This window comes from Streptomyces roseifaciens, assembly GCF_001445655.1.
Taxonomy (GTDB): Bacteria; Actinomycetota; Actinomycetes; order Streptomycetales; family Streptomycetaceae; genus Streptomyces; species Streptomyces aureoversilis.
Window position 1 is genome coordinate 1,483,630 of sequence record NZ_LNBE01000004.1, and the last position, 14,221, is coordinate 1,497,850.

14 protein-coding genes and 2 tRNA genes are annotated in these 14,221 nt (G+C 70.7%); 9 read left to right on the top strand and 7 right to left on the bottom strand.

Going from position 1 to position 14,221, the window contains the following annotated elements; all coding sequences use genetic code 11:
* Positions 1-50 precede the first annotated feature (50 nt).
* The 6 genes from AS857_RS23795 (at position 51) to AS857_RS23820 (ending at position 5,037) form a co-directional block, all read left to right on the top strand.
* Complete coding sequence (locus tag AS857_RS23795; RefSeq protein WP_030365336.1) at positions 51-374, top strand: integration host factor; 324 nt, start codon at positions 51-53, stop codon at positions 372-374.
* Positions 375-412: 38 nt separating this feature from the next.
* The gene (gmk, locus tag AS857_RS23800) at positions 413-1,003 is read left to right on the top strand and encodes a guanylate kinase (protein WP_063278429.1); all 591 of its coding nucleotides are present in this window, start codon (positions 413-415) and stop codon (positions 1,001-1,003) included.
* 34 nt (positions 1,004-1,037) lie between these two features.
* On the top strand, positions 1,038-1,310 hold the full coding sequence (gene rpoZ, locus AS857_RS23805; protein WP_004948662.1) for a DNA-directed RNA polymerase subunit omega: 273 nt from the start codon (positions 1,038-1,040) through the stop codon (positions 1,308-1,310).
* Between the two features lie 106 nt (positions 1,311-1,416).
* Positions 1,417-2,640 (top strand): bifunctional phosphopantothenoylcysteine decarboxylase/phosphopantothenate--cysteine ligase CoaBC, encoded by a 1,224-nt coding sequence (coaBC, locus tag AS857_RS23810; protein WP_245700445.1) that lies wholly within the window; start codon positions 1,417-1,419, stop codon positions 2,638-2,640.
* Positions 2,641-2,815: 175 nt separating this feature from the next.
* Entirely contained in the window at positions 2,816-4,024 is a 1,209-nt protein-coding gene (gene metK / locus AS857_RS23815) for a methionine adenosyltransferase (RefSeq protein ID WP_058045304.1), read from the top strand.
* Between the two features lie 32 nt (positions 4,025-4,056).
* A complete protein-coding gene (locus AS857_RS23820) occupies positions 4,057-5,037 on the top strand; it encodes a carbohydrate kinase family protein (protein WP_058045305.1) in 981 nt (326 codons plus the stop codon).
* 110 nt (positions 5,038-5,147) lie between these two features.
* Here AS857_RS23820 and AS857_RS23825 read toward each other — a convergent pair whose 3' ends face one another.
* Together AS857_RS23825 and AS857_RS23830 are read right to left on the bottom strand one after the other, a co-directional pair.
* Positions 5,148-5,738, bottom strand: coding sequence for a flavodoxin family protein (locus AS857_RS23825; RefSeq protein ID WP_058045306.1), 591 nt, complete (start codon positions 5,736-5,738; stop codon positions 5,148-5,150).
* On the bottom strand, positions 5,728-6,360 hold the full coding sequence (locus AS857_RS23830; protein WP_058045307.1) for a hypothetical protein: 633 nt from the start codon (positions 6,358-6,360) through the stop codon (positions 5,728-5,730). Before AS857_RS23830 ends, AS857_RS23825 begins: the two co-directional genes overlap by 11 nt.
* A gap of 518 nt (positions 6,361-6,878) precedes the next feature.
* Here AS857_RS23830 and AS857_RS23835 point away from each other — a divergent pair.
* Complete coding sequence (locus AS857_RS23835; RefSeq protein ID WP_144440887.1) at positions 6,879-7,931, top strand: helix-turn-helix domain-containing protein; 1,053 nt, start codon at positions 6,879-6,881, stop codon at positions 7,929-7,931.
* Positions 7,932-8,021: 90 nt separating this feature from the next.
* Here AS857_RS23835 and AS857_RS23840 read toward each other — a convergent pair.
* Positions 8,022-8,094 (bottom strand) — tRNA-Ala (locus AS857_RS23840).
* A gap of 118 nt (positions 8,095-8,212) precedes the next feature.
* Between AS857_RS23840 and AS857_RS23845 the strand changes: the two genes are divergently transcribed.
* Together AS857_RS23845 and AS857_RS23850 are read left to right on the top strand one after the other, a co-directional pair.
* Complete coding sequence (locus AS857_RS23845; protein ID WP_058045309.1) at positions 8,213-8,758, top strand: helix-turn-helix domain-containing protein; 546 nt, start codon at positions 8,213-8,215, stop codon at positions 8,756-8,758.
* 13 nt (positions 8,759-8,771) lie between these two features.
* Positions 8,772-9,914, top strand: coding sequence for a serine/threonine-protein kinase (locus tag AS857_RS23850; protein ID WP_058045310.1), 1,143 nt, complete (start codon positions 8,772-8,774; stop codon positions 9,912-9,914).
* A 106-nt stretch (positions 9,915-10,020) separates the two neighbouring features.
* Here AS857_RS23850 and AS857_RS37980 read toward each other — a convergent pair whose 3' ends face one another.
* The 4 genes from AS857_RS37980 to gyrA form a co-directional block, all read right to left on the bottom strand.
* The gene (locus tag AS857_RS37980; protein WP_003958712.1) at positions 10,021-10,155 is read right to left on the bottom strand and encodes a DLW-39 family protein; all 135 of its coding nucleotides are present in this window, start codon (positions 10,153-10,155) and stop codon (positions 10,021-10,023) included.
* A 181-nt stretch (positions 10,156-10,336) separates the two neighbouring features.
* A tRNA-Ile gene (locus AS857_RS23855) sits at positions 10,337-10,410 on the bottom strand.
* A gap of 71 nt (positions 10,411-10,481) precedes the next feature.
* Positions 10,482-11,216 carry a DUF3566 domain-containing protein gene (locus AS857_RS23860; protein ID WP_107105728.1) on the bottom strand — a complete coding sequence of 245 codons (735 nt, stop codon included), beginning with the start codon at positions 11,214-11,216 and terminating at the stop codon, positions 10,482-10,484.
* Between the two features lie 324 nt (positions 11,217-11,540).
* Positions 11,541-14,171 (bottom strand): DNA gyrase subunit A, encoded by a 2,631-nt coding sequence (gene gyrA, locus AS857_RS23865; protein ID WP_058045311.1) that lies wholly within the window; start codon positions 14,169-14,171, stop codon positions 11,541-11,543.
* Positions 14,172-14,221 lie beyond the last annotated feature (50 nt).

The window sequence follows — 14,221 nt, forward strand, 5'->3', positions numbered from 1 at the left end:
TTCCTCACCGGTCCGTTATCCGACAGTTCGATATCCGAGGTGACGTAGGCGTGGCTCTTCCGCCCCTTACCCCTGAACAGCGCGCTGCCGCGCTCGAAAAGGCCGCCGCGGCTCGCCGGGAGCGCGCCGAGGTCAAGAATCGGCTCAAGCACTCCGGTGCCTCGCTGCACGATGTCATCGCGCAGGGCCAGACGAACGAAGTGATCGGCAAGATGAAGGTCAGCGCACTCCTGGAGAGCCTGCCGGGCGTGGGCAAGGTCCGCGCCAAGCAGATCATGGAGCGGCTCGGGATCTCCGAGAGCCGTCGTGTGCGCGGGCTCGGCTCGAACCAGATCGCATCGCTGGAGCGTGAGTTCGGCGGCAAGGCCGCCTGACGTTCCCAGGCACTCCCGCGAACCGGGATAATCGCTGCATGAGTACTGCAGTCTCCCGGGGGACGTCCCCCGTATCCCCGGCCAGACAACCGCGGCTGACCGTGCTCTCCGGCCCATCCGGGGTCGGTAAGAGCACGGTCGTCGCCCATATGCGCAAGGCGCACCCCGAGGTGTGGCTCTCGGTCTCGGCCACCACCCGCAAGCCGCGCCCCGGCGAGCAGGACGGTGTCCAGTACTTCTTCGTCGACGACGAGGAGTTCGACAAGCTCATCGCCAACGGTGAGCTGCTGGAGTGGGCCGAGTTCGCCGGCAACCGCTACGGCACGCCGCGCCAGGCGGTCCTCGACCGCCTGGAGGCCGGCGAGCCGGTGCTGCTGGAGATCGACCTGCAGGGCGCCCGGCAGGTCCGCGAGACCATGCCGGAGGCCCGGCTCGTCTTCCTGGCGCCTCCGAGCTGGGACGAGCTGGTCCGCCGGCTCACCGGCCGGGGCACCGAGTCGCCCGAGGTGATCGAGCGCCGCCTCGCCGCGGCCAAGGTCGAGCTCGCCGCCGAGTCGGAGTTCGACGTCACGCTTGTCAACACCTCCGTCGAGGACGTTGCACGTGAACTGCTAGCCTTGCTCCGTTGACCATCTTTCTTCACCCCCCTTCGGAAGGCAGAGAGTGTCCTCTTCCATCACCGCGCCCGAGGGCATCATCAACCCGCCGATTGATGAGCTGCTCGAGGCAACCGACTCGAAGTACAGCCTGGTGATCTACGCCGCCAAGCGCGCCCGTCAGATCAACGCGTACTACTCGCAGCTCGGCGAGGGCCTGCTCGAGTACGTCGGCCCGCTGGTGGACACCCACGTCCACGAGAAGCCGCTCTCCATCGCGCTCCGCGAGATCAACGCGGGCCTGCTGACCTCCGAGGCCATCGAGGCCCCGGCGCAGTAAGCACGGCACATTCGTCACCAGGGGTCCGGCAGGAGACACCTCCCAGCGTCTAGCTGGGGGAACGTCTGCCGGACCTTTGGTGTGTCATGGGAGCTGTACTCAACCGATGGATGGGGAGACGATGGACAAGCCCAAGGTCGTCCTGGGGGTCAGCGGCGGGATCGCCGCCTACAAGGCGTGCGAGCTGCTGCGCCGGCTCACCGAGTCCGGCCACGACGTCCGCGTGGTGCCCACGGCCTCGGCCCTGCACTTCGTCGGCGAGGCGACCTGGTCGGCCCTGTCCGGCCACCCCGCGGGCACCGAGGTGTGGGAGAGCGTCCACGAGGTGCCCCACGTGCGCATCGGCCAGGAGGCCCGCCTCGTCGTCGTCGCGCCCGCCACCGCCGACATGCTGGCCAAGGCCGCCCACGGCCTCGCCGACGACCTGCTGACCAATACGCTGCTCACCGCCCGCTGCCCGGTCGTCTTCGCGCCCGCCATGCACACCGAGATGTGGGAGAACCCGGCCACCCAGGAGAACGTGGCGACGCTGCGCCGCCGCGGCGCGATCGTCATCGAGCCCGCCGTCGGCCGTCTCACCGGCGTCGACACCGGCAAGGGCCGTCTCCCCGACCCCGAGGAGATCTTCGAGGTCTGCCGCCGGGTGCTGGCCCGCGGGGCCGGCGGCCCGGTGGCCGACCTCGCCGGCCGGCACGTGGTCATCAGCGCCGGAGGCACCCGCGAGCCGCTCGACCCTGTGCGCTTCCTCGGCAACCGCTCCTCCGGCAAGCAGGGCTACGCCCTGGCCCGCACCGCCGTCGCGCGCGGCGCCCGGGTCACGCTCGTCGCCGCCAACAGCGAGCTGGCCGATCCGGCCGGTGCCGACGTCATACACGTGGGCACCGCCGTGCAGCTGCGGGAGGCCGTGCTGAAGGCCGCCACGGACGCCGACGCCGTCGTCATGGCCGCCGCCGTGGCCGATTTCCGCCCCGCGCGCTACGCCGAGGGCAAAATCAAGAAGAAGGACGGCGAGGAGCCGGCGCCCGTCGAGCTCGTCCGCAACCCCGATGTCCTCGCCGAGCTCTCCGGGGACCGGCCGCGCCCCGGGCAGGTCGTCGTGGGCTTCGCCGCGGAGACCGACGACGTCCTCGCCAACGGCCGCGCCAAGCTCGCCCGCAAGGGCTGTGACCTGCTGGTTGTCAATGAGGTGGGGGAGCGGAAGACCTTCGGTTCGGAAGCGAACGAAGCCGTCGTCCTGGCCCCTGACGGCTCCGAGACGCCTGTTCCCTACGGTCCCAAGGACGACCTCGCGGACACCGTCTGGGACCTGGTCGTGCAGCGCTTCGCGTGAGCGTTTTGTGCGCCGGAGCACACGGGTGTCGCAGGTCACCCGGGCGGTGATACGAGACAGGATGCCCCAACCACGAGAACGCCGGATAAACTGACCGAGGACCCCGCGTCGAGCGCAGCTCTCGGCCGGGGCTGTCAATGATCAGCCAGCAGCCGCTGCAACCCCAGGGAGCGATGTGTCCCGCCGCCTGTTCACCTCGGAGTCCGTGACCGAGGGTCACCCCGACAAGATCGCTGACCAGATCAGCGACACCATTCTCGACGCCCTGCTCAAGGAGGACCCGACCTCCCGCGTGGCCGTCGAGACCCTGATCACCACCGGCCTGGTGCACGTGGCCGGCGAGGTGACGACGAAGGCCTACGCGCCGATCGCCTCGCTCGTGCGCAACAAGATCCTCGAGATCGGCTACGACTCCTCCAAGAAGGGCTTCGACGGCGCCTCCTGCGGCGTCTCGGTGTCGATCGGCGCGCAGTCGCCGGACATCGCCCAGGGTGTCGACACGGCCTACGAGTCGCGGGTGGAGGGTGACGAGGACGAGCTCGACCGGCAGGGCGCGGGCGACCAGGGTCTGATGTTCGGCTACGCGTGCGACGAGACGCCCGAGCTGATGCCGCTGCCGATCCACCTGGCGCACCGGCTCTCGCGCCGTCTGTCGGAGGTCCGCAAGAACGGGACCATCCCGTACCTGCGCCCCGACGGCAAGACCCAGGTCACCATCGAGTACGACGGCAACAAGGCCGTCCGCCTCGACACCGTGGTCGTCTCCTCCCAGCACGCGTCGGACATCGACCTGGACTCGCTCCTGGCACCCGACATCCGCGAGTTCGTGGTCGAGCACGTCCTCAAGGAGCTCGTCGAGGACGGCATCAAGCTCGACACCGACGGCTACCGCCTCCTGGTCAACCCCACCGGTCGCTTCGAGATCGGCGGCCCGATGGGTGACGCGGGTCTGACCGGCCGGAAGATCATCATCGACACGTACGGCGGCATGGCCCGCCACGGTGGCGGCGCCTTCTCGGGCAAGGACCCGTCCAAGGTCGACCGCTCGGCGGCGTACGCGATGCGCTGGGTCGCCAAGAACGTCGTGGCGGCCGGTCTGGCGTCGCGCTGCGAGGTGCAGGTGGCGTACGCGATCGGCAAGGCCGAGCCCGTCGGCCTGTTCGTCGAGACCTTCGGCACGAACACCGTCGACACGGAAAAGATCGAGACCGCGATCGCCGAGGTCTTCGACCTCCGCCCCGCCGCGATCATCCGCGACCTCGACCTCCTCCGCCCGATCTACGCACAGACCGCCGCCTACGGCCACTTCGGCCGTGAGCTGCCGGACTTCACCTGGGAACGCACCGACCGCGTCACCGCCCTGAAGAAGGCCGCAGGGGCGTGATCAACCGAGCCGCAGGCAAGGAGAGAGCTCCCGTGCGCATCGCAGTCACCGGTTCGATCGCCACCGACCACCTGATGGTCTTCCCCGGACGCTTCGCCGACCAGCTCATCACCGAGCAGCTCGACAAGGTGTCCCTGTCCTTCCTCGTCGACCACCTCGAAGTCCGCAGGGGCGGTGTGGCGGCCAACATCTCCTTCGGCCTGGGCCGCCTCGGCCTGCGGCCCGTCCTCGTCGGCGCGGCCGGCGTCGACTTCGCCGAGTACGAGGCCTGGTTGCGCGCCGGCGGCGTGGACACCGGGTCCGTCCGGGTCAGCGAGACCCTCCACACGGCTCGCTTCGTCTGCACCACGGACGCCGACCAGAACCAGATCGCCACCTTCTACGCCGGCGCCATGGCCGAGGCCCGCGAGATCGACCTGGCCGGGGTGGCCCGGCGCGCCGGCCGGCTCGACCTCGCCCTCGTCGGCGCGGACGACCCGGCCGCCATGCTCCGGCACACGGCCGCCGCCGACCGCCTGGGCGTCGCGGTCGCGGCCGACCCGTCCCAGCAGCTGGCCCGGCTCGACGCGGACCAGACCCGCTCCCTCGTGGACGGCGCCCGCTTCCTGTTCACCAACGAGTACGAGGCCGCGCTGCTCAAGGAGCGGACAGGCTGGACCGCGCAGGAGGTGCTGGGCCGCGTCGGCATGTGGATCACCACGCTCGGGGCCGACGGCGCGGTCCTCGCCCGGGCCGGCGAGGACCCCGTGCCCGTTCCCGCGGTCCCGGCGGGCGAGATCGCCGACCCGACGGGCGCGGGGGACGCGTTCCGCTCCGGGTTCCTCGCCGGAACCGCCTGGGGCTGGACGGCCGAACGGGCCGCCCAGCTCGGCTGCACCCTGGCCACCACCGTCCTGGAGTCCACCGGCACCCAGGAGTACAAGCTCGTGCCCGCGGAGCTCGTGGGCCGCGCCGCCGACGCCTACGGGCCGGCCGCGGCCGCCGACCTGGAGCTGCGGCTGACGGGGGTGTGAGAAAGGCTCTCCGGCCCGCGCGACGTGCGCGGGCCGGAGAGCCTTTTCCGTGTGAGGGCCCGCCCGGCCGCCGGGCAACCGTCCGGCCGCCGGGCAGCCCTCCGGCGGGCTCAGGCCGCCTCGGCCCGGTCCCGCTCCGCACCGTCCGCGAAGAACGCCGCCGCCTCGTCGAGCGCGTCCTGGTCGTCGTTCACCTGGCCCGGCCGCGTGCCGCTGCCGAGCAGGACGCCGCCGAAGTCCATGCCCATGAACTCGGCGGTGAGCCGCAGCGAGCCGACGAGCGGCTCGGCGACCCTGCGGTCCCGGGTGGCGTGCACGGCGACGCCGTACAGCCTCCGGCCGCCCATGCCGGCGCGGAAGTCGGCGCCGGGCACGCGCAGCCACCCGGACCAGTGGTCCAGGTAGAGCTTGGCGGGCGTCGCCAGGCTGTACCAGTAGACGGGGGAGACGATGACGAGGTCCGTGGCGGACAGGGTCGCGTCCAGCAGCATCCGGGCGTTCCCGGTCGGCTGCGGGTACCCCCCGTCGCCCTCGTGGCGCAGGTCCTCGAAGGGGTCGAGCGGGTGATCGGTGAGCCGTATCCACTGCTGCTCGACCGAGGCGGGCAGCGCCTCGGCCGCCTTCCTCGCCAGTTGCTCGGAGTTGCCGGACACCCCGGGCGTCCTCGAACTGGCCAGCAGGAAGAGGAATTTACGTGACAACGGGCACCTCTCTCAGAAGGAGGGACGGCCCGCCGGTCCGGCGGTGCCGGCCGGAACAGGCGACGGCGGCGACGGCGGAGTCCGGCGTCGGCACGTCGTGCACCGAGAAAGTACCCGACAACCCCTGCACCGCAGTGGTGCGCTCGGCGCCGGAGAGCCTGGCCAGCGCCTTCCGCCGGACCCGCTCCCGGGCCGACGCCGCGGACGCGGGGCCCTCGACCCGCTCAAGCGCCAGACAGAGCCGGATCCCGGCGGAGAGCCCGAGCACCCAGGCGTCCGCGGACCAGACGAGGTCCAGGACCAGGGGCGTCCCGCACGGCCCCGCGCCGGCCGCCGGCGCGTCCCCCTGCAGGCCCCGCCCCGCGGACATCCACATCCCGGCGGACATGTCGATCGTCTCCGGTGCGGCCCCCACCAGGTCGGCCAGTACGCGCCGCGCACCGGCCCGGGCCGCCGCGAAGCCGCGGCGCTCCGCCGGGCGCGTGATGCGTGCGCACCGGATCTTCTCCTCGCGCGACAGCAGCGCGATGTCACCGATCGCGTCCGCGTGGCGCCCGCCCGGGCGGCCCGCGTCGCAGAACCACACGTGCACTTCGTCCCTCGCGGGGAGTGTGCGACTCACAGTGCCTCCTCCCGCCCCGTCCGGCGAAGCCGAGAAGCGGAGCCGGTTACTCAAAGAGCAGAGACGGTTACCTGCCGACGAATCCCATTCCTTTTCGGAAAGGCCACCGGTAGGGTCTGTGAAGGCCGAAAGAACGGTCGACGGGGGAGGGACGTCAGATCAGATGACCGGGACAGCCCTGCGGATTTCCATGAATGGAATGTTTCCGCAGTACGAAGCCGCCCCGAACACCGGGCCTACCAGGGCTGACTCTGCCAGATGATGTCGTCGGTGCCGTCCTGGCCTGCCATGGAGCCTCCCCCGAGCCCCCCGGCAATGCCGACCGCGGCCATGAATGCAGAAATAGCAAAATTAAACTTCACGCCGGATCCCCCCGGTTATGCAGTGGCGTTCCGGATGCCACTTCCCGTTACCCCCACGGTGCCCCGGAAACCGGACCGGGCGCCATAAGCGCCCTATGGCGAGAAGTCGTCAGCGAGTTCTCTTCACCCTCCACCGAGCCGACGATTGAGAAGAAAATGGACAAAATCGCTACAGAGGCGCCCCTCTCGCCTCTCGGTGACCTCCATGTACTGCTCTACCGCATGGCCCTCGAGCACGGCCGCCTCCGGCCGCGGGACGCTGCGCTCCACCTGGACGTGCCCGGAGCCGAGATCTGTGCCGCGGTGGACGAACTCTCCCGGCTGCACCTGCTCCACCCCGCCGAGGACGGCCCGGACGCGGCCCGGCCCGCAGGGTCGGCGGCCTGCGACAGCGACACCGCGTACGCCCCCCGCAGCCCCGACGTCGCCGTCACCCACGTCACCGGTCCGATCGAGTCGCAGATCCAGCAACTCCACCGCGAGTCCGAGCGGATGAGCAGTCACGTGATGGCGATGAAGCCGGTCTTCGAGGAGTCCTGGCACGGCCACTTCACCCGGACCCCCATCGAGTACCTGACCACCCTCGACGCCGTCCGCGCCGCCCTCGCGCGCCTGTCCGCCGCCGCCCGCGTCGAAGTCGCCGCCGCCCACCCCGACCTGCCCGCCCCCGCGACCCTGGAGGAGGGCCTGCAGCGCACCACCGAGGCGATCGGCCGCGGCGTGCTCCTGCGGACCGTCTACCCCCACTCGGTGCTCTCCCACGCCTACATGCGCCAGCATCTGAGCCGGATGGTGGCGCTCGGCGCCCGGGTCCGCACCACGGCCCACATGCCCGACCGGGTCCTCTTCTTCGACGCCACCACCGCCGTCCTCGCCGACCACAGCAGCTCATCCGAGGACGGCAAGGGCGCGCTCGCCGTCCGGGACCCCTCGCTCGTGCGCTTCCTCTACCGCTCCTGGGAGAGCGTCTGGGAGTCCGCGCGGCCGTTCACCGGGGAGGCCGACGACGGCTCCGCCAAGGACGAACTGCGCAGCTCCGTCCTCGAACTCCTGGAGTCCGGGATGAAGGACGAGATGGCGGCCCGCAGGCTCGCGATGTCCGTCACCACCTACCGGCGGCACGTCACCGAGCTGCTCACCGAGCTCGGCGCACAGAGCCGTTTCCAGGCGGGAAGCTACGCCCGCCGCGCCGGCCTACTGAACGGCTGACGTGTGGCACATGCCCGCGGCACTGCCCGGCGCCACCCATGAAAAAATCCCCTCCGCCCCGCGTTTCCGCAGGTCAGAGGGGATTGTTTGTGGAGCCTAGGGGAGTCGAACCCCTGACATCTGCCATGCAAAGACAGCGCTCTACCAACTGAGCTAAGGCCCCGTCGCCGACCAGACTACCCGGTGCCCGCGCTCTTTTCCGACCGGGTATCGCCGGGGCCCAGCACTCTCCGTAGGATGCACCGCAAGATTCGCTGCAGCGAAGCGAAGGGGAGAGCGAGATGGACGCAGCACAGCAGGAAGCCACCGCGCGCGCACGGGAGCTGCAGCGGAGCTGGTACGGAGAGCCTCTGGGGGCGCTCTTCCGCCGTCTCATCGACGACCTCGGCCTCAATCAGGCCCGCCTCGCCTCCGTGCTCGGCCTGTCGGCGCCGATGCTCTCGCAGCTGATGAGCGGCCAGCGCGCGAAGATCGGCAACCCCGCGGTGGTCCAGCGGGTCCAGGCCCTGCAGGAGCTCTCCAGCCAGGTCGCGGACGGCACCGTGAGCGCCGCGGAGGCCGCGGACCGGATGGAGGAGGTCAAGAAGAGCTCGGGCGGCTCCGTCCTCAACTCCACGCAGACGACGGCCAGCAGCGGTGCGCCGACCGTCCGCCGGGTGGTCCGCGAGATCCAGTCGCTGCTGCGCTCCGTGGCCGGCGCGGGCGACATCATCGAGGCCGCGCAGAGCCTCGCCCCCACCCACCCCGAACTGGCCGAATTCCTGCGGGTGTACGGCGCGGGGCGGACCGCCGAGGCGGTCGCGCACTACGAGGCCCACCAGAGCTGACCGCGCGCACGCGATGGGTGAGCTCTTCGCCGGGCGGTACGAGCTGGTGGACCCGATCGGCCGGGGCGGGGTGGGGGCCGTCTGGCGGGCCTGGGACCGGCGCCGCCGCCGCTACGTGGCGGCCAAGGTCCTCCAGCAGAGCGACGCCCACACCCTGCTGAGGTTCGTCCGCGAGCAGGGGTTACGGATCGACCACCCCCACGTGGTCGCACCGATGAGCTGGGCGGCCGACGACGACAAGGTGCTGTTCACCATGGACGTGGTGAGCGGCGGCTCCCTCGCCCATCTCATCGGCGACTACGGGCCCTTGCCGCCGCACTACGCGTGCGTCCTGCTGGACCAGCTGCTCTCCGGCCTCGCCGCGGTGCACGCGGAGGGCGTGGTGCACCGGGACATCAAGCCCGCCAACGTCCTCCTGGAGGCCACCGGCACCGGCCGGCCCCACGTGCGGCTCTCCGACTTCGGCATCGCCATGCGCAAGGGCGAACCGCGCCTCACCGACGCCAACTACGTGATGGGCACCCCCGGTTATTTCGCCCCGGAGCAAATGCTGGGCGAAGAGCCCGATTTCCCGGCCGACCTCTATGCCGTCGGCCTGACGGCGCTGTACCTCCTCACGGGCCGCAAGCCCGACGCCGAGGCGCTCATGGAGCGCTTCGCAGAGCACGGCACGCCCTGCGCCCCGGAAGAGGTCCCCGAGCCCCTCTGGCAGGTCATTGCGGGCCTCCTGCAGCCCGAGCCGGGGCTGCGCTTCCGTACGGCCACAGGGGCGCGCAAGGCGCTCGCCGCGGCCGTGGAGATGATGGACGGCCCCGCCGCGGCCGAGGAGCCCATCGAGGTCTTCGACCAGCTCGGCCCGCTGCCCGCGGGGTTCGGCCCGGAGGGCCCGGCGCACGCGCCCGCCCCGGTGGCCCCGCCCCTGCCGGCCTACCCGCCCCCTGCGCCGTTCCAGCTGCCGCAGCTGCCGGCGCAGCTCCCTCCGGCTCAGCTTGCGCCGGCGCAGCTCCCGCCACCGGCCACGCGCGCGTACACGGCGGTGCGGCCCGTACGGCACCGGATCCGGCAGCCCGGACCGCCCGCGAAGGTGGCCGTGCCGGTGCTGATCGTGGCGCTGATCTGCCTGGGGATCGGCATCTGGGCCCTCAGCGCCGCCTAGATTGCTTTCGCAACCCAATTATTTGCACTCGAAAAGTTGAGGCGTGGCCGAAAACAACAGGGCCCCGGCCGTGTCGGCCGGGGCCCTGCTCAGGACTCGTTTTGTCTCACACACCCGAACCTGCGGGCACGGAGTCGGTCGCCTCCGTCCACAGGTCCTGCTCGGCGCGATCCGCCTGGATCTGGCGGTACACGAGGAGCCCGCCGATGGCGGCCAGTGCGACCAGGAGGAGCTTCTTCACCGCGCGACCTCGTCTTTCCTTGACGTAAGGGGACCTCTGGTGGCCGATGATACACACCGGCCGATACCGATCGGTGACCTGTGCGGCGTCCCGTCCGCGATCCGGCCGCGGGCCCAACTGCCCGTCCTGCGAAAACAGATCGGCCCGGGCGGAGAAATCTCCGACCGGGCCGATCGTGCGGTGGGGCTAACAGGACTTGAACCTGTGGCCTCTTCCTTATCAGGGAAGCGCTCTAACCGTCTGAGCTATAGCCCCGCGCGACACCGAAAGATTAGCGCACTCGGGGCCCAGTCCCAAAATCCTGTCGGACCGGGCCCCGGCCGGCGCTATTCGTCCTCGGCCAGCGTGAGCTCCACACCGCCCACGAAACCCGCCGAGAGGTTGTAGATGAAGGACCCCAGCGTGGCCAGCGCGGTGGCCAGGACCACGTTGATCACGGCGATGACCGACGTGAAGAGCAGGGTGTGCGGCAGCGACAGGAACGACTGCAGGTCGAAGCCGCCGCCGTCACTGGAGCTCGTGGCGTCGCTGATGGTGCCGCCGACGGTCGAGAAGACGCCCATGGCGTCCATGACCGTCCACAGCACCGCCGACGCCACGATCGTGCACACGCCCAGCGCGATCGACAGCAGGAAGCTGACCTTCATCACCGACCACGGATCGGCCTTGGCCACCCGCAGCCGTGCCGTACGCGTACGCGGCTCCGGACGGCCCGCGGGACGCGGAGCGGCGCCTGCCGCACCACCGGTGCGTGCGGCGCCCTGCGGGGCCGCGGGACGCGGGACGGAGCCCGCCGCCCCACCGGGCTTCCCGGCCCCCTGCGGGGCCGCCTGGGGCGCCTGGGAGCCCTTGGCGGGGGCGCCCTTCTTCAGGGCGCCCGCAGGGGCCTTGGAACCGTCCTGGCCGGGGATCCGGGGCGGAGCCTTGACGGCGTTCCGCGGGTCGGCCGAAGCGGCCTTCGCCGAACCCTTCGCCACGGGCTTGCCCCCGTTGTCCCCGGCCTTCGCGCTCTCAGCCTCGTCTGCCACGGATGCAGCCTTCCCGGCCTCGGCGGCCTTCACGTCTGCGGACTGCGCAGCCTTGGAGCTCGCGGCCTTACCGGCCTTCGCCGCCTTCGCGGCCTTCGCCGCCTCGGCAGGCTTCCCGGCGTCGCCGGATCCGGCGGCCTCCCCGTCCGGCTCGGCGCCGACGGAACCGGCCGGCGGCTCGTACGCCTTCGGCGGGTGGTACGGCTCCGGCTTGCGGGTGTCCGTCAACGTCCCCCCTCGGGAGTCGGCGTCCGCGCCGGAGCCACGGGCGCCGGCCTCATCGGTAGCAGGTGCGGCGGTAGTGCTGCGCTCGGCACCTGCACCGCTTGCCGCGGCGCCCGTGGCTCGACTCACGACTTACTCCTCGATGTTCCCTGCCGGGGCGGATGCGCCCTCGGCACCCTCAGCTCCGTCGCCCTCGACTGCATCGGCCAGCTCATCGACCTCTTCAGCCTCGCGACCGGCTTCGGCGTTCCGTGCGATGCCCACAACGGCATCGCGCTTGCCCAAGTTGATCAGCTGGACGCCCATGGTGTCACGGCCCGTCTCCCTGACCTCGCTGACCCGTGTACGGATCACGCCGCCGCCGAGCGTAATGGCAAGGATCTCGTCGGTCTCCTCGACCACCAGCGCACCGACCAGCGAGCCACGATCCTCCACGATCTTGGCCGCCTTGATACCGAGGCCGCCGCGGCCCTGGACGCGGTACTCGTCCACGTTCGACCGCTTCGCGTAGCCGCCGTCGGTGGCGGTGAAGACGAACGTCCCCGGGCGCACGACGCTCATGGAGAGCAGCTCGTCGCCTTCGCGGAAGCTCATGCCCTTGACGCCGGAGGTGGCCCGGCCCATCGGACGGAGCGCTTCATCCGTAGCGGTGAAGCGGATCGACTGGGCCTTCTTGCTGATCAGCAGCAGGTCGTCCGCGGCGGAGACCAGCTCGGCACCGATCAGCTCGTCCTCGGCGCCGCTGTCCGTCTCGCGCAGGTTGATGGCGATGACGCCGCCGGACCGCGGGGAGTCGTAGTCCTTGAGCGGGGTCTTCTTCACCAGGCCCGACTTGGTGGCGAGCACCAGGTACGGCGCGACGTCGTAGTCACGGACGGCGAGGATCTGGGCGATCTTCTCGTCCGGCTGGAAGGCCAGCAGGTTGGCCACGTGCTGGCCGCGGGCGTCACGGCCGGCGTCCGGCAGCTCGTAGGCCTTGGCGCGGTAGACCCGGCCCTTGTTCGTGAAGAACAGCAGCCAGTGGTGGGTGGTGGAGACGAAGAAGTGGTCGACGATGTCGTCTTCCTTGAGCTTCGTGCCCCGCACGCCCTTGCCGCCGCGCTTCTGCGAGCGGTAGTCGTCGGTCTTGGTGCGCTTCACGTAGCCGCCACGGCTGATCGTGACGACGATGTCCTCCTCGGCGATCAGGTCCTCGATGGACATGTCACCGTCGAAGGGCACCAGCGCCGAGCGCCGGTCCTCACCGAACTTCTCGACGATCGCCGTGAGTTCCTCGCTGATGATCTGGCGCTGACGCTCGGGCGAGGCGAGGATCGCGTTGTACTCGGTGATCTTCGCCTGGAGCTCGTCGTGCTCCGCCACGATCTTCTGGCGCTCCAGGGCGGCCAGCCGGCGCAGCTGCATCTCCAGGATCGCGTTGGCCTGGATCTCGTCGATCTCCAGCAGGCCCATCAGGCCCTCGCGGGCGATGTCGACGGTCTGGCTGCGCCGGATGAGCGCGATGACCTCGTCGATGGCGTCCAGGGCCTTGAGCAGACCGCGCAGGATGTGGGCGCGCTCCTCGGCCTTGCGCAGCCGGAAGCGGGTGCGCCGGACGATGACCTCGACCTGGTGCGTCACCCAGTTGCGGATGAACGCGTCCAGGGAGAGGGTGCGCGGCACGCCGTCCACCAGCGCCAGCATGTTGGCGCCGAAGTTCGTCTGCAGGTCGGTGTGCTTGTAGAGGTTGTTCAGCACGACCTTGGCGACCGCGTCCCGCTTGAGGACGATCACCAGGCGCTGGCCCGTGCGGGAGGAGGTCTCGTCGCGGACGTCGGCGATGCCGCCGATCCGGCCGTCCTTCACCAGGTCGGCGATCTTCTGCGCGAGGTTGTCCGGGTTGACCTGGTAGGGCAGCTCGGTGACCACCAGGCACTGGCGGCCCTGGATCTCCTCGACCTCGACCACCGCGCGCATCGTGATCGAGCCACGGCCGGTGCGGTAGGCCTCCTCGATGCCCTTGCGGCCCACCACGAGGGCGCCGGTCGGGAAGTCGGGGCCCTTGATGCGCTCGACGAGCGCGTCCAGCAGCTCCTCGGTCGAGGCCTCCGGGTTGGCCAGGTACCACTGGGCACCCTCGGCCACCTCGCGCAGGTTGTGCGGCGGGATGTTGGTGGCCATGCCGACCGCGATGCCGGCGGAACCGTTCACCAGCAGGTTGGGGATGCGCGACGGCAGGACCGTCGGCTCCTGGTTGCGGCCGTCGTAGTTGTCCTGGAAGTCGACGGTCTCCTCGTCGATGTCCCGGACCATCTCCATGGCCAGCGGCGCCATCTTGCACTCGGTGTACCGCATGGCGGCGGCCGGGTCGTTGCCCGGGGAGCCGAAGTTGCCGTTGGAGTCCACCAGCGGCATCCGCATGGCCCAGGGCTGGGCGAGGCGGACGAGCGCGTCGTAGATGGAGGTGTCGCCGTGCGGGTGGTACGAACCCATGACGTCACCGACGACGCGGGCGCACTTGTAGAAGCCCTTCTCGGGCCGGTAGCCGCCGTCGTACATCGCGTAGAGCACGCGGCGGTGCACCGGCTTGAGGCCGTCGCGCACGTCGGGCAGCGCACGCGAGACGATGACGCTCATCGCGTAGTCGAGGTAGGAGCGCTGCATCTCCGTCTCGAGCCCGACGGGCTCGACGCGCATGCCCACGCCCTCCAGCGGGGCGGGCGCGCCCTCGGGGGTCACCTCGGGCACGGGAGCGGTGGGGGTCTCAGGGGTCTCGTCGGCCATTGCTGTTCAAAGTCCTTTCGCGCTGCGGCTGTCTCGGGTTGGGCCGACAG